This window comes from Pantoea endophytica (genome assembly GCF_002858935.1).
In the GTDB taxonomy this organism is placed as follows: Bacteria; Pseudomonadota; Gammaproteobacteria; order Enterobacterales; family Enterobacteriaceae; genus Pantoea; species Pantoea leporis.
Genome location: NZ_PJRT01000027.1, coordinates 15,880 through 36,700, shown reverse-complemented (window position 1 = coordinate 36,700; position 20,821 = coordinate 15,880). Strand labels below are relative to the sequence as shown.

Sequence of the window (20,821 nt, the reverse complement as noted above, 5' to 3'; positions counted from 1 at the left end):
ATTACTGTGGAGGTTTATATGTCACAAGGTACCGTGTTCACCAGCAACAGGACACAAAACGTTCGCATTCCAGCAGACGTTCGTTTTCCTGATGATGTAAAAAACGTCACCGTCAGAGCGATTGGCAAGGAGCGCATCCTCACGCCCATAGAGAACGCCTGGGACAGTTTTTTCCTCGACGGTCCGACGGTGAGCGATGATTTTATGGATGAGCGTGCTTCGCAGGAACAATCTGAGCGGGAAGCGTTTTAATGCATCGCTACATGCTGGATACCAATATTGTTGTCTACGTCATCAAGCGGCGGCCGATTGAGGTGCTCGAACGTTTCAACGCCAATGTCGGCCGGATGGTTATCTCGACGATCACCCTGGCGGAGCTGTTTCATGGCTCAGAAAAGAGCGCCTTTCCTGAGCGGAGCCTACGTACCGTTGAAGATTTTGTCTCACGCCTTGATGTGCTGAATTACGATGCCAAAGCCGCTTTCCACTATGGCGCTATCCGCGCAGAACTGGAGAAAAATGGCACGCCTATCGGCCTGAACGATCTTCACATCGCCGCTCATGCACGCAGTGCCGCCCTGACGTTGGTATCGAACAATTTGCGTGAATTTTCACGCGTGAATGGGCTGATCTGCGAAAACTGGATCTGACATAACGGGTACCTGCATGTCACCTCAAAACGCCACCGTGCGCTGGCAGCTGTGGATCGTCGCGTTTGGCTTCTTTATGCAGGCGCTGGATACCACCATCGTCAATACCGCGATCCCGTCGATGGCGCGCGATCTCAACGTCAGCCCGCTGAATATGCACTCGGTGATCGTTTCTTATGTGCTGACCGTGGCGATTACGTTGCCGATCAGCGGCTGGCTGGCGGACCGTTTTGGCGTGCGCAATATCTTCTTCTGCGCGATTGTGCTGTTCAGCATCGGCTCGCTGCTGTGCGCCTTCTCCGCCACGCTCGATGAGCTGATTATGGCGCGCGTGGTGCAAGGCATTGGTGGCGCGATGATGGTGCCGGTTGGCCGCTTAACGGTGATGAAAATTGTGCCGCGCGAGCAATATATGTCGGCAATGACCTTCGTCACCACGCCGGGACAAATTGGTCCGCTGCTTGGCCCGGCGCTGGGCGGGGTTCTGGTGGAGTACGCCAGCTGGCACTGGATTTTCCTGATCAACATTCCGGTTGGCATCATTGGTGCGATTGCCACGCTGACGCTGATGCCGAATTACACCATGCAGACGCGGCGCTTTGATTTCCTCGGTTTTGTGCTGCTGGCCGTCGGCATGGCGACCTTAACGCTGGCGCTGGATGGTCAGCGCAGCGCCGGCGGATCGCCGCTGTTGCTCGGCTTACTGATTCTGGTTGGGGTGTTTTCGCTGCTGTTCTACCTGATGCACGGCCGCAACAACGATAACGCGCTGTTCAGCCTGAAACTGTTTGATAACCGCATCTATTCAATTGGCCTGATCGGCAGTTTTACCGGCCGCATCGGTAGCGGCATGCTGCCGTTTATGACGCCCATTTTCCTGCAGGTCGGCCTCGGCTACAGCCCATTCCACGCCGGATTGATGATGATTCCAATGGTGCTCGGCAATATGGGGACTAAGCGCGTGGTGGTGCGCATCGTCAACCTGTTCGGCTATCGCAATGCGCTGGTCGGCGCGACCCTGGCGCTGGCGTTGGTGGTGCTGCTGTTCCCGCTGGTGGCGCTGCTGGGATGGATTTGGCTGCTGCCGGTGGTGTTATTGCTGCAGGGCATGGTCAACGCCATCCGCTTCTCTTCGATGAATACCTTGACGCTAAAGGAACTGCCGGACGATCTGGCTTCCAGCGGCAACTCGTTGTTGTCGATGATCATGCAGCTGTCGATGAGTATTGGCGTCACCGTGGCCGGTTTGCTGTTGGGCTCATTTGGCCACGGCGTGGTAGCCGACAGCCCGGCGGCGCATCAAACCTTCATTTACACCTATCTGTGCATGGCGCTGGTGATTGCGCTGCCGGCGCTGGTGTTCTGGCGCGTACCGAAGGATGTCAGTAAAAACGTTGACCTTAGAGGCAGGAGCAAAGGATGAAGCGGCCGGTAAAATGGGGCATTGGTGCCAAGCTGTTTGCGGCGATTTTTTCCACCTGCATGCTGGTGATCATCACCATGCATTGGGGCGTGCGGCTCAGCTTTGAGCACGGCTTTGTGGATTACATCAAAAAAGGCAACGAGCAGCGCTTAACCCTGCTGAGCGATGCGCTGGCCGATCAGTATGAACAGCACGGTAGCTGGGATTTTCTGCGCAGCAATGACAAGCTGATTTTTTCTATTTTGCGCTCGCTGGAGCAGAATCCGGGCAGCGTGAATCAGTTACCGCCGCACGGCTGGCGCACGCAGTTCTGGATTATCGATCAGCAATACAAAGTGCTGTCAGGGCCGCGCCAGCCGGTGCCGCCGGAAGGTACCCGGCGCAATATCACCACCAGCAACGGCAAAATTGTTGGCTGGGTGATTGCCTCACCGGCTGAACGTCTGACGCGCAGCACCGACATCAACTTTGATCAGCAGCAGCGACGCACCAGTTGGATGATTGTGGCGCTGACTGGGTTACTCGCCGCGCTGGTCACCTGGCTGCTGGCGCGCGGTTTACTGGCACCGGTAAAACGGCTGGTGGATGGCACGCACCATTTGGCGGCGGGCAATTTCGCTACCCGCGTGGAAGTCGGCAGCAGCGATGAACTCGGCCAACTGGGCCGCGACTTCAACCAGCTTGCCAGTTCGCTGGAAAAGAACGAAAGCAACCGCCGCGCCTTTATGGCCGACATCTCCCATGAACTGCGCACGCCGCTGGCGATTCTGCGCGGTGAGCTGGAAGCGATGCAGGATGGCGTGCGCAAGCTGACGCCGGAAGCCATTAGTTCATTGCAAAGTGAAGTGGTGGTGCTGACGAAACTGGTGGAGGATCTGCATCAGCTGTCATTATCTGACGCGGGCGCCCTCGCCTATCGCAAGCAGCCGGTTGATCTGGTCACTCTGCTGGAAGTGGTGGCCGGCAGCTTCGGCGAACGCTATCGCAGCCGCGGCTTAGCTCTTAATCTGGCGTTACCCGCGCAGGCGGAGAGCTTTGGCGATCCCGATCGCCTGATGCAGCTGTTCACCAATTTGCTGGAAAACAGCCTGCGTTACACCGACAGCGGTGGCGCGGTGCAGCTCTCGATGCAGCTGGCGGGCGAAAACTGGCAGCTGCGGTTTGCGGACAGCGCGCCGGGCGTAGATCCGGCCCATCAGGCACAATTATTTGAACGATTTTTCCGCGCAGAAAGTTCACGCAATCGCGCCAGCGGCGGCTCTGGGCTTGGCCTGGCGATCTGTAAAAATATCGTGGAAGCGCATGACGGCAGCATCAGTGCGGATCACTCTGATTTAGGTGGACTGCAAATCACGCTAAACTTGCCGTATGTTCCTCACTAGACGCCACTTATGAGCCCGGAAAATAGCGACCCTCTGATCCTTGTTGTAGAAGATGAACCCAAACTGGCGCAGCTGATGATTGATTATCTGCAGGCGTCCAACTATCGCACGCACCACATTGCCGACGGTAACGCGGTGTTGAGCTATGTTCAGCACACGCCGCCGGACCTGATGCTGCTGGATTTGATGCTGCCCGGCCGCGACGGCTTAACGCTGTGCCGCGAAATTCGCCGTTTCTCGGAGCTGCCGATCATCATGGTGACCGCGCGCACCGAGGAGATTGATCGCCTGCTGGGGCTGGAAATCGGCGCGGATGACTATATCTGCAAGCCGTTCAGCCCGCGTGAAGTGGTGGCGCGCGTCAAAACCATTTTGCGCCGCGTCAAACGTTCGCCGGAAGAGGCGCAGCAGGAATCGCCTCTGCATATTGATGAGAGCCGCTTTCAGGCCAGCTGGCGTGAACAACAACTGGAGCTGACGCCCGCCGAATTTCGTCTGCTGAAAACGCTGGCGCTGGAGCCGGGAAAAGTGTTCTCGCGCGAGCAGTTGCTCAATCATCTCTACGACGATTACCGCGTAGTCACCGATCGCACTATCGACAGTCACATCAAAAACCTGCGCCGCAAGCTGGAAAGCCTCGATGCGGAACAGCCGTTTATCCGCGCGGTGTACGGCATGGGGTATCGCTGGGAAGCGGACGTCTGCCGCTTGCTGTAGCCTGCAACGGCTTACATTGATCCAGGTCAATTTACATCGGGTGCGGGCCTGCCTACAATTCCCCACCTTTTGCAGGGCCGTATAATGCGGCCGCTGCACCTGCCATCCACGATGGCATGCTGACCTGACATCAGTGAGAAAATCCATGTTAAAACCTGAACTGCTTTCTCCAGCGGGATCGCTGAAGAATATGCGCTATGCCTTTGCCTACGGCGCTGATGCCGTCTACGCTGGCCAACCGCGCTACAGCCTGCGCGTGCGCAACAACGAATTCACCCACGAGATTCTGGCGCAGGGCATCAATGAAGCCCATGCGCTCGGTAAGAAATTCTACGTGGTGGTCAACATCGCCCCGCACAACGCCAAACTGAAAACCTTTATCCGCGATCTGACGCCGGTCATTGCCATGCAGCCGGACGCGCTGATCATGTCCGATCCCGGCTTGATTATGCTGGTGCGTGAAGCCTTTCCGCAGATGCCGATTCATCTGTCGGTGCAGGCCAACGCGGTCAACTGGGCCACGGTGAAATTCTGGCAGCAGATGGGGCTGACGCGCGTGATTCTTTCACGCGAGCTATCGCTGGATGAGATTGCAGAAATCCGTCAGCAGGTGCCGGAAATGGAGATTGAGATCTTCGTGCACGGCGCGCTGTGCATGGCTTACTCCGGCCGCTGCCTGCTCTCGGGCTACCTCAACAAACGCGATCCTAATCAAGGGACCTGCACCAATGCCTGCCGCTGGGAATACAAAGTGGAAGAAGGCAAGCAGGATGAGATGGGCAATATCGTCGGTTTCCATGAGCCGGTTAAGGTGCAGGAGCCGACTTTGGGCGTCGGCGCGACCACCGACCGCGTGTTCCTGCTGGAAGAGAAGATGAAGCCGGGTGAGGTGATGAGCGCCTTCGAAGATGAACACGGCACCTACATCATGAACTCAAAAGATTTGCGTGCGGTGGCGCACGTTGAACGTCTTAGCCAAATGGGTGTGCACTCGCTGAAAATCGAAGGCCGCACCAAATCCTTCTACTACTGCGCGCGCACCGCGCAGGTTTATCGCCGTGCCATTGACGATGCCGCTGCGGGTAAACCCTTCGATCCAGCGCTGCTGGAGACGCTGGAAGGTTTGGCGCACCGCGGTTACACCGAAGGCTTTCTGCGTCGTCATACCCATGACAGCTATCAGAACTACCAGCAAGGTTTCTCCATCTCCGAGCGCCAGCAGTTTGTCGGCGAATTCACCGGCGAACGTCGCGGTGACTGGGCGCAGATTGCGGTAAAGAATAAGTTTATGCTCGGGGATTCTGTCGAGATCATGACGCCCGAAGGCAACCTCAATTGCACGTTGGAAACCATGCAGAACGATAAAGGATCGGCAGTGGACGTGGCGCCAGGCGATGGACACCGCGTGTGGATCCCGGTCCCGGAATCGGTCAACCTCGCCTTCGCCCTGCTGTTGCGTAATTTCACCGATGGCCACAGCACCTACGATCCACACGGGAAAAATCGCACATAAAGAAAAGAAAATGGCGAAGTTAGAGTAGGATCACAGACCCTTTCTTCGCCTCGCTTTAGAATCTCGCCTGCTGCTAACGAGTAAGAATAAAAGCAGGTAGTACCAGGAACCACCTCATTCACCCGCCCGGCTCCCCCGTGCGGGTTTTCTTTTTTGATCGCCCACCGATTTTTTCGTCGCCCGCCGATAAAGTTCTCTCCCCAGCTATGCTATAACCAGTGCTCTGTCTCTCGCATCAAGGAACTGATAATGCAAAACAAACCGCTGACGCTGCTGATCCTCAACGGGAAAGGCGCAGGTAATGAAGATTTGCGCGCTGCGGTGAATACGCTGCGTGATGAAGGCTTTAATCTGGCGGTACGCGTCACCTGGGAAAAAGGTGATGGCGATCGTTATGTGCAAGAAGCGGTCGCTTTGCAGGCAGAAACCGTGGTGGCTGGCGGCGGTGATGGCACCATCAATGAGATCGCCACCGCGCTGGCGGGATTACCCGAGCAGCAGCGTCCGGCGCTGGGCATTTTACCGCTCGGCACCGCCAATGATTTCGCCACCAGCGTCGGTATTCCCGAAGGGATGGAACCGGCTTTACGTCTCGCGCTGGTGGGAAAAGCCACGGCTATCGATTTGGCGCGCGTGAACGGCGATCGCTACTTTATCAATATGGCGACCGGCGGATTTGGTACACGCATCACCACCGAAACGCCTGAAAAGCTGAAATCGGCGCTCGGCGGCGTGTCGTACTTTATTCATGGTTTGATGCGCGTCGATGCGCTGAAACCGGATCGCTGCGAAATCAGCGGCCCCGGCTTTAACTGGCAAGGCGATGCGCTGGTGATTGGCATCGGCAATGGACGTCAGGCTGGCGGCGGACAAAAGCTCTGCCCGGATGCCTTAATCAATGACGGACAGCTCAACCTCAGCATCGTCACCTCGCAAGAGCTGCTGCCAACGTTGCTGCATTCGCTGACGCGTGATGATGAAAATCCGAATATCGTCACGGCGCAGCTGCAGTCGCTCACCATCCGTTCACCCCATGAGATGACGTTTAATCTGGATGGCGAACCGCTGACGGGAAGTGAGTTTGAGATTGAAGTGATGGCGGGCGCACTGAGCTGCCGTTTACCGCCTCAATGCCCGTTACTTGCTTAACGCACATTACCGTAGCGGCGCGCTTTCAACGGCGCGCAATACATTGCGCCGCTACGATGTTGTTCAGTTAACTGTGATTACACCTTCATCCAGCGGCGTTCCAGCGCGGAAACCGCAACCGCTTCCAGCACCTTTTGCACCTGCAATCCTTCGGCGAAATCTGGCCACATGCGATCGCCAGCGGCAATGCCATTGATTAAATCGCGAATCTCGACGGTTTTCTGATCGTTGAAACCGATGCCGTGCCCGGCTGAAACGCAGAAATTGGCATAATCCGGATGCGCCGGACCGGTCAAAATGGTTTTGAATCCCTGACGCCCTGCCGGTTCATCGTGGATGTACAGTTCCAGCTCGGCCATACGTTCCTGGGTGTAACGCAGCGTGCCTTTGCTGCCGGTAACCACATAGGTCAGGCCCATTTTGCTGCCGCAGGCGATTCGCGAGGTTTCAAACACGCCGTGCGCACCGTTTTTAAAGCGCAGCAAGGCGCTGGCCTGATCTTCGTTTTCCACCGGCAGCAGGCGTGAAGCATCCTTCGGATCCGGACGCTCTTTAATCACCGTCATCATATCGCCGCTGACTTCTTCAATATCACCGACCAGATAGTGCGCCATATTCACAATATGTGCAGCGAGGTCGCCAAGCGCGCCTAACCCGGCCAACGCTTTCTGGCAGTGCCAATCGAGCGGCGTTTCCGGCCGTGCCAGATAATCTTCATTGTGCGTGCCGTAGAAGTGCACCACATCGCCGATTTCACCACGCGCGATAATCTCGCGCGCCAGTTGGCTGGTGGGGTTTTTCATGTAGTTAAAGCCGACCAGCGTTTTAACGCCGGCCTGCTGCGCCGCTTGTACCATCTCTTCCGCATCGGCCACTGATAGCGATAAAGGTTTCTCGGAGTAAACGTGCTTGCCGTTGCGAATCGCTTCCAGCGCCATCTCTTTATGCAGGAAGTTTGGCGCGCAGATATCAACCACATCGATGTTCGGATCGCGCACCAGCTCGTGCCAGTCGCCAGTAGAACGGGCAAAGCCAAAAGTTGCCGCCTGTTTTGCTGCCAGCTCTGGGTTCACTTCCGCCAACATCTCACGCACGATCTCACCTTTCAGGGCAAAAACCGTAGGTGCCTGAGCGTAAGCAATCGCGTGACAACGACCGATGTAACCACTGCCAATCATTCCAATTCTGACTTTGTTCATGACTATTCCCGCATTCGCTTAAGAGTTGATCTGGAATATATGTTTCGCTTTTGGCCCCGACAACGGCGAAATGAAATATCTGTGATCATGCATGCGAGGTATCTGACAAAATCGACAAATCAGAATGTAATTTTGCATAGAGATGGTGATCATCGTCACAAAAGAGGTTGTATCAGTCGTGATTTTGCCGCGCTGAGTCCGCTCATGGCGCGCAATTGACGCTTTATTCAGCAGTCAGAACGAATTGTGAAAAAGAGTTTTGACAAGGCGAGGGCCGCTCGATAATATGCGCCCCGTTCAAACGATTCCTCTGTAGTTCAGTCGGTAGAACGGCGGACTGTTAATCCGTATGTCACTGGTTCGAGTCCAGTCAGAGGAGCCAAATTTAAAAAACCCGCTCAGGGAAACCTGAGCGGGTTTTTGTCATTTCAGCATCGCCATTTAGGCTGGCCGTGATTCCCTGGTCGCCATGAATGGCGCCCCTACGTAACTGTTCCTCTGTGATTCTCTTCACAACTCTTTAACGCCGACTTGTATGGTAGTATTAGCGCGCGTATTTTTTCATCATTGCATTCCCGTTGGAGTAGATGATGAAAAGTGTAGTGATTGAGCAACCGGGTGAACTGGTATTGGCAGAACGTCCGCTGCCGCAACCCGCTGCAGGTGAAGTACGCGTGAAGGTGCAATTTGCCAGCATCTGCGGTTCCGACGTGCATATCTGGCACGGTCACAATCCTTTCGCAAAATATCCGCGCGTGATTGGTCACGAATTCTTCGGCCTGATTGATGCGGTCGGCGATGACGTTGCCGCCAGCCGCATTGGCGAACGTGTGGCGGTCGATCCGGTGGTCAGCTGCGGTCACTGCTATCCCTGCTCGATTGGTCGCCCGAACGTCTGCACAACGTTGCAGGTGATTGGCGTGCACCGCGACGGTGGCTTTAGCGAATATGCCGTGGCGCCAGCAAAAAACGCCTTCCGCCTGCCGGATAGCGTTCCCGACAAACTCGCCAGCATGGTCGAACCTTTCACCATCGCGGCCAATATCACCGCCTTCCTCAAACCACAGCCAAACGATGTGGCGCTGATTTACGGTGCCGGACCAATGGGCCTTACCGCCATTCAGGTGCTGAAAGGCGTGTATGGCGTTGAACAGGTATTGGTGGTTGATCGTCTGCCAGAACGGCTGGCGCTGGCGCAGGAAAACGGTGCCGATCAGGTGTTCAACAACAGCGAAATTCCGCTCGCCGCGCAGCTGGAAGGATTGCAACCAACGCTGATTATCGACGCCGCCTGTCACCCTTCGATCCTGGCAGAAGCCGCCGCCCTCGCCTCACCGGCGGCGCGTATCGGCCTGCTGGGTTTTTCTGGCGAGCCGTGCAGCATCACGCAGCAAAGTCTCACCAGCAAAGAGCTGTCGCTGTTCACCTCGCGTCTCAACAGCAATCGCTTCCCGCAGGTGATTGAGTGGATTGAGCAAGGCCAGATCCAGCCGGAGAAACTGGTGACGCACTATTTCCCGCTAGCAGACGTTGAGCAAGCCATGACGCTGTTCGAAAAAGATCCCCGCACCTGCTGCAAAGTGATCCTACAAATGGGTTAAGTTAACCCGCACACCAGGTGTCCCCATGCCGGTCCCTTACCCGCCGGCATTATTACTATAAAAAATGACGATGACGGAGTTTCTATGTTTAAGAACCTGCGCTGGACCCTCGTACTGCTGTTGTTCCTGGTGTTTATGATCAACTACCTTGATCGTATCGCCCTCTCTCTGACGGTACCGCTGGTGGAAAAAGACCTGATGATCAACGCCGAGCAGTTCGGCATGATTTTCGGCAGCTTCTTCTTCGGTTATGCCCTGTTTAACTTCATCGGTGGCCTGGCGACGGATAAATTTGGCCCGACCATCGTGCTCGGCACCGCTGTTGGTATGTGGTCGCTGTTCTGCGGCCTAACCGCGATGGCGACTGGCTTCTGGTCGATGATGATTCTGCGCGTGCTGTTTGGCATGGCGGAAGGCCCCATCTCTGCCTCAGCGAACAAAGCCATCAACGGCTGGTTCCCGAAAAAACAGGCCGCCACCGCAATGGGCTTACTCAGCTCGGGTTCACCGCTGGGTGGCGCGGTTGCCGGTCCGATTGTTGGCTATCTGGCGCTGTCGTTCGGCTGGCGTCCGGCATTTGTAGTGATCGCCGCGATTGGCTTCGTCTGGCTGGCGCTGTGGTTCTTCTTCGCGTCAGATAATCCGGCGAAAAGTAAGCGCGTCTCGGCAGAAGAGCGTGCCTTAGTAGAAAAACTGAAAGCCGAAGAACCGGCCGACGTGATCGACTCAAGCGGCGCCGCGCATGGTTTAGGCTTTTATCTGCGCCAGCCGATCATTCTGGTCACCGCCTTTGCCTTCTTCTGCTACAACTACATTCTGTTCTTCTTCCTGAGCTGGTTCCCGGCGTATCTGGTGCAGGCGCACGGCCTCGATATCAAAGCGATGAGCATCACCACCATGATCCCGTGGATTGTTGGCTTCGTGGGCCTGGCGCTGGGTGGCTGGATCTCCGATAAGATTTTCAACATCACCGGCAAGCTGCTGCTTTCACGAAAAATTGTGCTGGTGGTTTCACTTACCGCCGCGGCGATTTGCGTGGCGCTGGCAGGTACGATAAAAGAGGTCAACTCGGCGGTGATCATGATGTCGATCTCGATCTTCTTCCTCTACATCACCGGCGCAATTTACTGGGCGATTGTGCAGGACGTGGTGCACAAAAGCCGTGTCGGCAGCATCAGTGGCTTTATCCATCTGATTGGTAGCTTGTCCGGTGTGATCGGCCCGGTGGTGACTGGCTTCATCGTGCAGCACTCCGGTAAGTTTGACAGCGCCTTTATCCTCGCAGGTGCGGTGGCTGGCGTCGGCGCGCTGCTGGTACTGCTGGTGATTCGTGAACCTAAAGCCACCAATAAACCGGTTTCAGTGTAATTCTCATGGGGCGCTGAGCGCCCCATTTGCTAAAAGGAATGACTATGTTAGAGCTTGAACGCCTCCCCGCTGATGTCCAACGCCCCGCTTACGATCGTAGCCAACTCAAGACCCGCATGGTGCACATCGGCTTTGGCGCCTTCCACCGCGCGCATCAGGCGCTGGCGACCGATAAGCTGGCCGCTCAGGGCAGCGACTGGGGCTATTGCGAAGTGAATCTCAACAGCGGCACGCTGATTCAGGCGCTGCGTCAGCAGGATCTGCTCTACACGCTAACCGAAAAGGCGGATGAGAGTTTACACACGCGGGTGATTGGCGTGGTGACGCAAGCGCTGCATGGCAAAGGCGACGGCATTGAGGCGGTGATCGAGGCGATGAGCCAGCCGGACGTGGCGATTGTCTCGATGACCGTAACCGAGAAAGGTTATTGCTACATGCCGTCGAGCGGCAAGCTCAATCCCGATCATCCCGATATTGTGCACGACCTCGCTCATCCTGGTGAGCCACGTTCGCTGCCCGGCTTGATTCTGGCGGCCATTATCCGCCGCCGCGAACGCAATTTGCCGCCGTTTAGCGTGATGTCCTGCGACAATATGCCAGAGAACGGTCATGTCACGCGCAACGTGATCACCCAGTTGGCCGCGCGCCACAACCCTGCGCTGGCGGAGTATATCCAGGCGCATATTACTTTCCCTTCGACCATGGTTGATCGCATCGTCCCGGCCATGACCGATGCAGCGTTCGACACGCTGGCGGAACGTTTGGGCAGCCGCGATCCGGTGGCGGTTGAAGCCGAACCGTTTTTCCAGTGGGTCATCGAAGATAACTTCGTTAACGGACGTCCGGCGTGGGAAAACGCGGGTGCGGAGCTGGTCAGCGATGTGCTGCCGTTCGAAGAGATGAAGCTGCGGATGCTCAACGGCAGCCACTCGTTCCTCGCGTATCTCGGTTTTCTCGCCGGTTATGAACACATCAGCGATTGCATGGCGGATGCCAGCTATCGTGCGGCGGCGCGCGCGTTGATGTTGCAGGATCAGGCGCCGACGCTGCGCACGCAAGGCGTCGATCTCGAAGCCTACGCTGATTCCCTGATTGCGCGTTACGAGAATCGCGCCATCAAACATCGTACCTATCAAATCGCCACCGATGGCACGCAAAAACTGCCGCAGCGCCTGCTGGATAGCGCGCGCTGGCATCTGCGCAATGGCACCTCGTGCGATTTCGTGTTGCTGGGCGTGGCGGGCTGGATGCGCTACGTCAGCGGCGTGGATGAGCAAGGTCAGGCCATTGAGATTCGCGATCCGCTGAAAGATCAGCTGGCGGACATTGTGGCAAACAGTGAGGACGGTGCGCCACGCGTTAAGGCGTTGCTCGGCCTCAACGCCGTGTTTGGTGACGATCTGCAGCAGCAGCCCGCCTTTGTCTCACGCGTGACTGAACTCTATCAGCAACTGGTTAAACAGGGCGCGCGCGCCACCGTTCAAAGCCTCGTCACACAAGGCTAAGCGCCTGCATAAATGTGTAGCGCAGACGCAGCGTGCTGATTAGACTGAACCTTTCTTAACGGGCTGGCAGATGCCAGCCGTAATACGGATATTGCTGCATGTCGACTGCCTATACCATAACCACCAGCGAACCGGTAAATCAGCAGATCTATCGTTATCTGCGCAAAGATATTGTGACCTGCGTTATTCATCCGGGCTCGCTGCTGTCGGAGAAGGAAGTGTCGGCGCGTTTTAACGTGTCACGTCAGCCGGTACGTGAAGCCTTTATCAAGCTGGCGGAAGCCGGACTGGTGCAGGTGCTACCGCAGCGCGGCACCTTCGTGCGCAAAATCTCCGCTCAGCGCGTGGCCGACGGTCGCTTTATCCGTGAAGCGGTAGAGATCGCCGTGGTTCGCCGCGCCGCGCAGGAGATGGGTGCGACCGGATTGATGGCGCTGGAGCATAACCTGCAGCTGCAGCGTCTCGCCGCTGAACGTCATGACAGCCAGGCTTTTCTGGGGCTGGATGATGAGTTTCACCGCTTGATTGCTGAAGGGATTAATTGCCTGCTGGCGTGGGAAACGGTGGAGAACATCAAAGCTACCATGGACCGCGTGCGCTTTCTGACCCTGAGCGAAGTGTCACCGCCGGAGCGTTTGATTCAGCAGCATGAAGATATCTATAACGCCTTGAAAGCGCATGATGTTGACGCAGCTGAAAGCGCAATGCGCCGTCATCTGCAGGAGATGATTTTGACCATTACGCCGATTGCCGAGCGTAATAGTGAGTGGTTTGAGGCGCCTTGATTTAGTGCTCGCTGTCCCCCATCCCGGCCTTCCCCCGCGAGCGGGGGAAGGAGATGCTGCCACATGCAGCTTTAACACTGACATATGGCAGCATCTTCCTCCCCCATTAATGGGGGAGGACCGAGGAGGGGGACAGCACGCACTTATTGAGGAGGACCGAGGAGGGGGAAAATCAGCACAACCCCACTCAATCAAGCAATCGTCACATCCTTCGACAAATACACATCCTGCACCGCATTAATCAACTGCACGCCCTCTTTCAACGTCTTCTTAAACGCCTTGCGCCCCAGAATCAGCCCCATGCCGCCGGCACGCTTATTGATCACCGCCGTACGCACTGACTCCGCGATATCCGTTTCGCCCGCAGAAGCGCCGCCGGAGTTGATCAAACCTGCGCGTCCCATATAGCAGTTCGCCAGCTGGTAACGCACCAAATCTATCGGGTTTTCCGAAGTCAACTTGCTATAGACGCGCTCATCGGTGTGACCAAACTTCACCGCGTTATAGCCGCCGTTATTCTCCGCCATCTTCTGCTTGACGATATCCGCACCGATGGTCGCCGCCAGATGGTTGGCCTGGCCAGTTAAATCGGCGCTGGCGTGATAATCGACGCCCTCTTTCTTGAACGCATCATTACGCAGATAGGCCCACAGCACCGTCACCATGCCCAGCTCGTGCGCACGTTCAAAGGCCGCCGAGATCTCTTCAATCTGGCGACGTGATTGTTCAGAACCAAAGTAGATGGTGGCGCCAACCGCCACCGCGCCCAGATTGAAGGCCTGTTCCACGCTGGCGTACAACGTCTGATCGTATTGCGTCGGATAGCTCAGCGTTTCGTTGTGGTTCAGCTTCACCATAAACGGAATGCGGTGCGCGTAACGACGAGAAACCGAAGCCAGCACGCCGTAGGTAGAGGCGACGCAGTTACAGCCGGCTTCGATCGCCAGCTCAACGATGTTTTTCGGATCGAAATAAGCTGGATTGGCCGCAAAGGATGCGCCCGCCGAGTGCTCAACGCCCTGATCGACCGGCAAGATCGACAAATAGCCGGTGCCGGCTAAACGTCCGGTGTTGTACAGCGTTTGCATGTTGCGCAGTACGGCAGGAGAACGATTGTTGTCGATCATCACGCGATCAACATAATCCGCGCCGGGTAAATAGAGGCTATCCGCTGGAATGGTCATGCAGCGATGTTGAAGAAGGCTATCCGCCTCTTTGCCCAATAACTGTACGATGTCCGTCATGTTCGCTCCTGATAAATGGCTGGATTGGAACCGGCCGTTGCCGATTCGCCCCCAACAGCCTGGACCGGAAAGCGCCAGGCTGGCAAATTGCTGACTCCATTTTTCAGACGGATGCGCAGTGAAAAAGCGGCAATCTGGCGTTACGCCCTACCACCATTGATGGAAATGGTGCACCGGCCCAATGCCTTTGCCGACCTCCAGCGAATCGGCATGCAGCAACGCCTGTTGCAGCCACGCCTTGGCTTCAGCGACCGTCGCTGCCCAGCTATCATGGCGCGGACGCAACGCCGCCAGCGCGGCTGAAAGCGAGCATCCGGTGCCGTGCGTGTGGCGCGTATTGACGCGCGGCGCGGTAAAGCGCTGACGTCCGTCGCGGGTAATCAGCCAGTCCGGGCTTTCGGCATCGCTAAGGTGTCCGCCCTTCATCAGCACCGCTTCGCAGCCAAGATCGAGCAGCGCATCGCCCTGCTGCAACATGGTTTTCTCATCCTGCGCCATCGAGCGTCCCAGCAGCGCGGCGGCTTCCGGCAGGTTTGGTGTGATCAGCGATACCTGCGGCAGCAGCAATTCGCGCACGCTCGCCACCGCATCCGGCGACAGCAGCGCATCGCCGCTTTTGGCAATCATCACCGTATCCAGCACCACAAACGGCAGGCTGGCCCGTTTCAGCCGCTCGGCGACCACCTCGACAATCGCGGTTTCTGACAGCATGCCAATCTTCGCAGCATCAATGCGCACATCATTCAGCACCGAATCGAGCTGTGCGCCAACAAAATCAGGTTCGATGCGATACACCGACTGCACGCCGCAGGTGTTCTGCGCCACCAGCGCGGTGATGACGCTGGTGCCATACGCGCCCAGCGCGGAGAAAGCTTTGAGGTCGGCCTGAATACCTGCGCCGCCGCTCGGATCGGTGCCAGCAATGGTCAATGCATTGATGCGTTTCATGCTTCGACCTCCAGCGTCCACAGCGTATCGAGGAAAGCTGCGGCAAAGCTGCCTGGCCCAGCGACCTGGCGCGCTGTCTGCTCACCCGCCAGCGACATCACGCGGCAGGCCGCAGCGACATGCTGCAGGCGATCGCCCGGCAAGCTGGTGCAGGCGGCAACCACCGCCGTCAACGCGCAGCCGGTGCCAACCACGCGCGTCATCAGCGGGCTGCCGCCGGGGATGGCGAATGTCTGCACGCCGTCAGTGACATAATCCACTTCACCGGTCACCGCCACAACGGTGTGGTAATCACGCGCCAGCTGCTGGGCAGCGCTTAACGCGGCATCGGCCTGATGCAGACTATCGACACCGCGTCCGCCGCTAGCCTGTTGCGCCAAGGCGAGAATTTCTGAAGCGTTACCGCGAATCGCCGCCGGTTGCAGGCTCAGTAACTGTTGGCCGAATGCGGTGCGCAGCGTTAGTGCGCCGACCGCCACCGGATCCAGCGTCCACGGCGTGCCTGCGGTTTGCGCCGCTTGCACCGCCGCCCACATCGCATCACGACGGTCGCGCGTCAGCGTACCTACGTTTATCAACAACGCATCGGCAAAACCGGCAAACTGCGCCGCTTCTTCAGGATCGATCACCATCGCGGGCGAAGCTTGCAGTGCCAGCAGCACGTTGGCAGTAAAGGTTTGCACCACGTCATTGGTCATGCAGTGCACCAGCGGCGCTTGCTGACGCAGCAGTTGCAGAGAGTGCGCGAGTTGCGCGGGGGAAAGAAGGTCAGGCTGTTTCATAAGGCTCCCAACCGGCGATCAAGAAGGCGAATGCGGTCAGGCATCTGACTTCCCTACGCTGGCATTATCCAGATCAGGTCGGCGGGTGTATCTCAGCCCTGTATTAAAGGGGCACCCCGAGTCAAAACTACGTTGGCGAGCATAGGGAACAAGTTGGGGTAAAGCAAGTAAACGCCGCTTTCCTGGAATCTGGCTCACAAAGTAACAAATTACACATTCATGTAACTTATTGATAAAACGCCTTAAAACGACGCTTTTTTGCGTGCTGCGTCATACTTTGTAATAAATCCCATTGATAATTCGCGTCGCGAAAAATAGCATCCCCGGCAACTTGTTTCATGACGAAACAATACGGATTTGTTAATTGTTTATGGAAGCATCACGGAGGATTTGCTATGCGTCGGATTCCACGCGCGCCGCTCTCTGCGGCCATTGTCTCTGCCCTGTTTGCCGGCACTTTTGTGCCGGTTCCCTCCGCCCACGCCGTGGGTTTTGTCGAAGACGCCACTCTCTCTGGCAATCTGTTTTACTGGCAACGCCAGCGCGATCGCAAAGAGATGGATCCGCAAAAAGGCTCGTACGGTCAGTATGATGCCAATCTGCATCACGCCTCTGCGAATGCCAATCTCGACTTCTCATCCGGTTACGCCGGCGAGGTGATCGGCCTCGATCTGGCAGCGTTTGGCGCGCTGGAGTTAAGCAACGGCGGCCCGGCGGCACCGAATGAAATTGGTTTCAGTAATGCCCGCACGCGCTGGGATGAGGACTGGAGCGGAGATAAGAGCGGCTTAAGTCTTTATAAAGCCGCCATCAAGGCAAAATGGCAGGATAACTGGCTGCGCGCAGGCTATCTGCAGCCCACCGGACAGACGCTGCTGGCACCGCACTGGAGCTTCCTGCCCGGCACCTATCGCGGCGTTGAGGCCGGCACCACCTTTGATTTTAGCGACGCCGGCGCCCTTTCCGTCTCCTGGATGTGGACTGACGAATACAAAGCGCCGTGGTATCGCGACATGTACAACTTCCGTAAAGCCGATGGCGTGACGGAGATTCCGTGGCTGCAATCCTTTGGTGCCAAATACGATTTTAAAAACGCGCTGGTGCTGGAAGGCGCCTACGGCCAGGCGGCAAATTACATGGATCAGTATTTTGCCAAAGCCTCTTATCAGCTGCCGCTGGCCGATGCACCGCTGCGCACCAGTTATCAATTTTATGGCGCGAAGGATCGTGACAACAGCGGCGTTGGCCAGGTGAACGATGTTTACGATGGCCTCGCGTGGCTGCAGGCGCTGACGTTCGGCTACACGCTCGGCGCGTTCGATTTCCGCCTCGAAGGCACATGGGTAAAAGCCGAGGGTAATCAGGGCTTCTTCCTGCAACGTATGACGCCGTCTTACGCCAGCTCGAATGGCCGCATGGACGTGTGGTGGGATTCTCGCTCAGACTGGAACGCCAACGGTGAGAAAGCGCTCTTCGCCGGTGTGATAGTGGATCTGGGACACTGGCAATTACCTGGCTGGCAAGTCGGTACATCGTACGCCTACGGTTGGGACGCGAAGCCTTCCACCAATCCCCTCTACGACCAAAATCAGCGCCTGAAAGAATCAGCGTGGAGCCTCGACCTGGTTTACACCATCCAGCAAGGCCGCGCCAAAGACACCCAATTCAAACTGCACTACACCCGCTACGACAATCACAGCGATCTTCCCAGCTATAGCGGCGGCTACGGCAACATCTTCCAGGACGAGAAAGACATCAAATTTATGGTCGTCGCGCCATTCACCCTGTTTTGACCCCGATCTGGCAGGAGCCAGAGACTTACCTCCGTGGAGAAGGATAACAACATGAAAAAGTTAAAAATCAGTTTACTGGCGCTGAGCGTGATGAGCCTTGCCGCCTGCAGTTCATCCCCGCGCAGTAATCAGCAGGTCGTCGATCAAATCAGTCAGTTCGGCGTGCAGTATCAGGTCACTGACAACCAGGCGGCCGATCACGGCGTGAACTGCGCGAAACTCGGTGCCGATTGGGCATCCTGCAACACCGCTACCATCACGCTGACCAACAACGGTCCGGCGCTCACCAGTAAAAACTGGGCAATCTACATGAGCAACGTGCACGAAACGCTGCGGGTGGATAACGATCAGTTCAAAATGACCCATATCGTCGGCGATTTAACCCGTCTGGAACCGACGGAGAAATTCAAAGGTATCGCGGCGGGTGAGTCGATTGAGATCCCTATCGTCAATGAATACTGGCAGCTGTTTATCACCGACGTGATGCCGCGCTGGTATGTCACCGCCGCCAATGCCACGCCAAAAATTATCACCAGCACCGATACCGAAAACCTCAGCGACTTTGTTAAGCCGTTTGGCGGCCAATGGAAGCGCATTGCCGACGATAAAAACGTGCTAATGCTGCCGCAAAGTCGCTTCTCAAAGAATGCCGATGTGGCGCAACTGCCTGCCAGCGCGCTGCGCGGACAAATCACCCCAACGCCGCGTTCGGTGAAAGTTCATGCGGCGGATGTCGATCTGAGCCGTGGCGTTGCCTTGCATCTTGAGGTATTGGCGGACAACCAGGCCGATGCAGTTAAACAGCGTTTCGATTTGATGGGGCTCAAACCGCAGTCAGCGGGTTATGACATTCATACCCGTATCGCCGTCAATCATTTCCACGGCGCAGAGGCGGTTTCCGGTGCTTATGAACTGCGCATCACACCGCGCGGCACCGATATCATTGGTTACGATCAAGCTGGCGTTTACTACGGCTTAATGTCGTTACTGTCGCTGGTGCCGGCTGAAGGTACACCGATTATCGCCACGCTTGAAGCGAAAGACGCACCGCGCTTTGCCTATCGCGGTGCCTTCCTCGATGTGGCGCGTAATTTCCACAGCAAGCAAGCGGTGCTGCGCATGCTCGATCAAATGGCGGCGTGGAAGATGAATAAATTCCACTTCCACCTGACCGATGACGAAGCCTGGCGTATCGAAATCCCCGGTCTGCCAGAGTTGACCGACGTCGGCAGTAAGCGTTGTCACGATCTGACTGAGCAGCAATGTCTTCTGCCGCAATTGGGCTCCGGCCCGCTCACGAATAACAACGGAACCGGACATTTCAGCCGCGCCGATTATATCGAGATCGTCAAATATGCGCAGGCGCGCAACATCGAAGTGATCCCGGAAATCGATATGCCCGCGCATGCACGCGCGGCGGTGATCTCTATGGAGGCGCGATATCAGCAACTGATGAAAGCGGGTAAACCGCAGCAGGCCAGTGAATATCGATTGGTGGATCCCACGGATACCTCGAATACCCGTTCCGTGCAGCTGTACGACCGCACCAGCTATCTCAATCCTTGCCTCGATTCCTCGAAGCGATTTGTCGATAAAGTGATGGATGAAGTGCAGGCGATGCATCGCGAAGCCGGCCAACCGTTGACCACCTGGCACTTTGGCGGTGATGAAGCGAAAAACATTCGCCTCGGTAGCGGCTACAGCGATGTTAAGAACCCGAAAGCGGGAACGGGCATTTTAGACCAAAGCAAAGAGGACAAACCTTGGGCAAAATCTCAGGTCTGCCAGGCGGTGGTGAAATCCGGCAAGGTGGAAGATCTGGAGCACTTGCCAAGTCACTTCGCGCTGGAAGTGAGCAAGATGGTGAAAGCGCACGGCATTCCGGTGATGCAGGCCTGGCAGGATGGATTGAAAGATGCCACTGACGCGCACGCCTTCGCCACTTCGCGCGTACGCGTTAACTTCTGGGACACGCTCTATTGGGGCGGCTTTGACACCGCCAACGACTGGACGCTGAAAGATTATGAAGTGGTGATCTCCAATCCGGATTACGTCTACATGGACTTCCCGTATGAGGTGAATCCTAACGAGCGCGGCTATTACTGGGGCACACGCTTCAGCGATGAGCGCAAGATGTTTGGCTTCGCGCCGGACAACCTGCCGCAGAACGCTGAAACCTCGGTGGATCGCGACGGGAAGACCTTTGATGCCACCTCGAATAAGCCGTGGTCAGGCGCATACGGCATTTCAGTACAGCTGTGGAGTGAAACCACGCGTACCGATCAGCAGATGGATTACATGGTATTCCCGCGCCTGCTGTCGGTGGCCGAACGCGGTTGGCATCGCGCGGAGTGGGAGCTGGATTATCAGCAAGGCCGCACCTTTAAAGGCGGTGAAACCCACTTCGTTAACCAGCAGCAGCGCAATCAGGACTGGCAGCGTTTCGCCAATCTGTTAGGCCAGCGTGAGTTGGGCAAGATGGATAAAGCCGGTATTCACTACCGTTTACCGGTGCCGGGGGCGCGCGTCGAGAATGGCATACTGACCATGAACATTGTGCTGCCGGGTCTGCCGCTGGAGTACAGCCTGGATAAGGGTAAGCGCTGGCAGCGTTATCAACCACATGCTAAACCGGCAATTACTGCTAGCGATAAAGTCTGGGTGCGTAGCGTGAGTCCGGATGGCAAACGCTTCAGCCGCGCTGAAGCACTTTAAAAACTTTCTGCCCCTCGCTGGAGTGCCTGGGGCGAACACTGACAAGG

At 56.7% G+C, this 20,821-nt stretch carries 17 protein-coding genes, 1 tRNA gene and 1 riboswitch; of the genes, 14 read left to right on the top strand and 4 right to left on the bottom strand.

All coding sequences use genetic code 11. The features are described 5' to 3' along the window. Positions 1 to 18: 18 nt before the first annotated feature. The 7 genes from vapB to yegS all read left to right on the top strand — a co-directional run bounded on the left by vapB (position 19) and on the right by yegS (position 6,834). Positions 19 to 252, top strand: a complete 234-nt coding sequence (gene vapB / locus PZBJ_RS16340; RefSeq protein WP_101763423.1) for a type II toxin-antitoxin system VapB family antitoxin — start codon at positions 19 to 21, stop codon at positions 250 to 252. Then, positions 252 to 650, top strand: a complete 399-nt coding sequence (gene vapC / locus PZBJ_RS16335) for a type II toxin-antitoxin system tRNA(fMet)-specific endonuclease VapC (protein WP_101763349.1) — start codon at positions 252 to 254, stop codon at positions 648 to 650. Before vapB ends, vapC begins: the two co-directional genes overlap by 1 nt. Before the next feature lie 16 nt (positions 651 to 666). Further along, entirely contained in the window at positions 667 to 2,073 is a 1,407-nt protein-coding gene (mdtD, locus tag PZBJ_RS16330; RefSeq protein WP_101763348.1) for a multidrug transporter subunit MdtD, read from the top strand. Further along, positions 2,070 to 3,455, top strand: a complete 1,386-nt coding sequence (baeS, locus tag PZBJ_RS16325) for an envelope stress sensor histidine kinase BaeS (protein WP_101763347.1) — start codon at positions 2,070 to 2,072, stop codon at positions 3,453 to 3,455. Before mdtD ends, baeS begins: the two co-directional genes overlap by 4 nt. 9 nt (positions 3,456 to 3,464) lie before the next feature. Continuing rightward, positions 3,465 to 4,172 carry an envelope stress response regulator BaeR gene (baeR, locus tag PZBJ_RS16320; protein ID WP_101763346.1) on the top strand — a complete coding sequence of 236 codons (708 nt, stop codon included), beginning with the start codon at positions 3,465 to 3,467 and terminating at the stop codon, positions 4,170 to 4,172. Between the two features lie 145 nt (positions 4,173 to 4,317). Then, the gene (gene trhP / locus PZBJ_RS16315; protein ID WP_101763345.1) at positions 4,318 to 5,685 is read left to right on the top strand and encodes a prephenate-dependent tRNA uridine(34) hydroxylase TrhP; all 1,368 of its coding nucleotides are present in this window, start codon (positions 4,318 to 4,320) and stop codon (positions 5,683 to 5,685) included. Between the two features lie 249 nt (positions 5,686 to 5,934). Further along, positions 5,935 to 6,834 (top strand): lipid kinase YegS, encoded by a 900-nt coding sequence (gene yegS / locus PZBJ_RS16310; RefSeq protein ID WP_101763344.1) that lies wholly within the window; start codon positions 5,935 to 5,937, stop codon positions 6,832 to 6,834. Between the two features lie 77 nt (positions 6,835 to 6,911). Here yegS and PZBJ_RS16305 read toward each other — a convergent pair whose 3' ends face one another. Further along, on the bottom strand, positions 6,912 to 8,033 hold the full coding sequence (locus tag PZBJ_RS16305; RefSeq protein WP_101763343.1) for a Gfo/Idh/MocA family protein: 1,122 nt from the start codon (positions 8,031 to 8,033) through the stop codon (positions 6,912 to 6,914). Positions 8,034 to 8,339: 306 nt separating this feature from the next. Here PZBJ_RS16305 and PZBJ_RS16300 point away from each other — a divergent pair. The 5 genes from PZBJ_RS16300 (at position 8,340) to PZBJ_RS16280 (ending at position 13,292) form a co-directional block, all read left to right on the top strand. Further along, positions 8,340 to 8,415 (top strand) — tRNA-Asn (locus PZBJ_RS16300). 208 nt (positions 8,416 to 8,623) lie between these two features. Then, on the top strand, positions 8,624 to 9,634 hold the full coding sequence (locus PZBJ_RS16295) for a Zn-dependent oxidoreductase (RefSeq protein ID WP_101763342.1): 1,011 nt from the start codon (positions 8,624 to 8,626) through the stop codon (positions 9,632 to 9,634). Positions 9,635 to 9,718: 84 nt separating this feature from the next. Further along, the gene (locus tag PZBJ_RS16290) at positions 9,719 to 11,002 is read left to right on the top strand and encodes an MFS transporter (protein WP_101763341.1); all 1,284 of its coding nucleotides are present in this window, start codon (positions 9,719 to 9,721) and stop codon (positions 11,000 to 11,002) included. Positions 11,003 to 11,046: 44 nt separating this feature from the next. Continuing rightward, positions 11,047 to 12,507 (top strand): mannitol dehydrogenase family protein, encoded by a 1,461-nt coding sequence (locus PZBJ_RS16285; protein WP_101763340.1) that lies wholly within the window; start codon positions 11,047 to 11,049, stop codon positions 12,505 to 12,507. 98 nt (positions 12,508 to 12,605) lie between these two features. Continuing rightward, entirely contained in the window at positions 12,606 to 13,292 is a 687-nt protein-coding gene (locus tag PZBJ_RS16280) for a GntR family transcriptional regulator (RefSeq protein ID WP_101763339.1), read from the top strand. A gap of 191 nt (positions 13,293 to 13,483) precedes the next feature. Here the strand turns inward: PZBJ_RS16280 and fbaB are convergent, their stop codons facing one another. The 3 genes from fbaB to thiM form a co-directional block, all read right to left on the bottom strand. Beyond that, positions 13,484 to 14,536 (bottom strand): class I fructose-bisphosphate aldolase, encoded by a 1,053-nt coding sequence (gene fbaB, locus PZBJ_RS16270; RefSeq protein WP_101763338.1) that lies wholly within the window; start codon positions 14,534 to 14,536, stop codon positions 13,484 to 13,486. Positions 14,537 to 14,683: 147 nt separating this feature from the next. Next, positions 14,684 to 15,484 (bottom strand): bifunctional hydroxymethylpyrimidine kinase/phosphomethylpyrimidine kinase, encoded by an 801-nt coding sequence (thiD, locus tag PZBJ_RS16265; RefSeq protein WP_101763337.1) that lies wholly within the window; start codon positions 15,482 to 15,484, stop codon positions 14,684 to 14,686. Next, positions 15,481 to 16,266: a hydroxyethylthiazole kinase gene (thiM, locus tag PZBJ_RS16260; protein WP_101763336.1), complete on the bottom strand. Its 786-nt coding sequence runs from the start codon at positions 16,264 to 16,266 to the stop codon at positions 15,481 to 15,483. The genes thiD and thiM overlap by 4 nt, the downstream gene beginning before the upstream one ends. 33 nt (positions 16,267 to 16,299) lie before the next feature. Next, positions 16,300 to 16,395, bottom strand: a riboswitch (TPP riboswitch). A gap of 266 nt (positions 16,396 to 16,661) precedes the next feature. Between thiM and chiP the strand changes: the two genes are divergently transcribed. Next, complete coding sequence (gene chiP, locus PZBJ_RS16255; protein WP_101763335.1) at positions 16,662 to 18,059, top strand: chitoporin ChiP; 1,398 nt, start codon at positions 16,662 to 16,664, stop codon at positions 18,057 to 18,059. Positions 18,060 to 18,110: 51 nt separating this feature from the next. Further along, positions 18,111 to 20,774: a beta-N-acetylhexosaminidase gene (locus tag PZBJ_RS16250; protein WP_101763334.1), complete on the top strand. Its 2,664-nt coding sequence runs from the start codon at positions 18,111 to 18,113 to the stop codon at positions 20,772 to 20,774. The last annotated feature ends 47 nt before the right edge of the window (positions 20,775 to 20,821 follow it).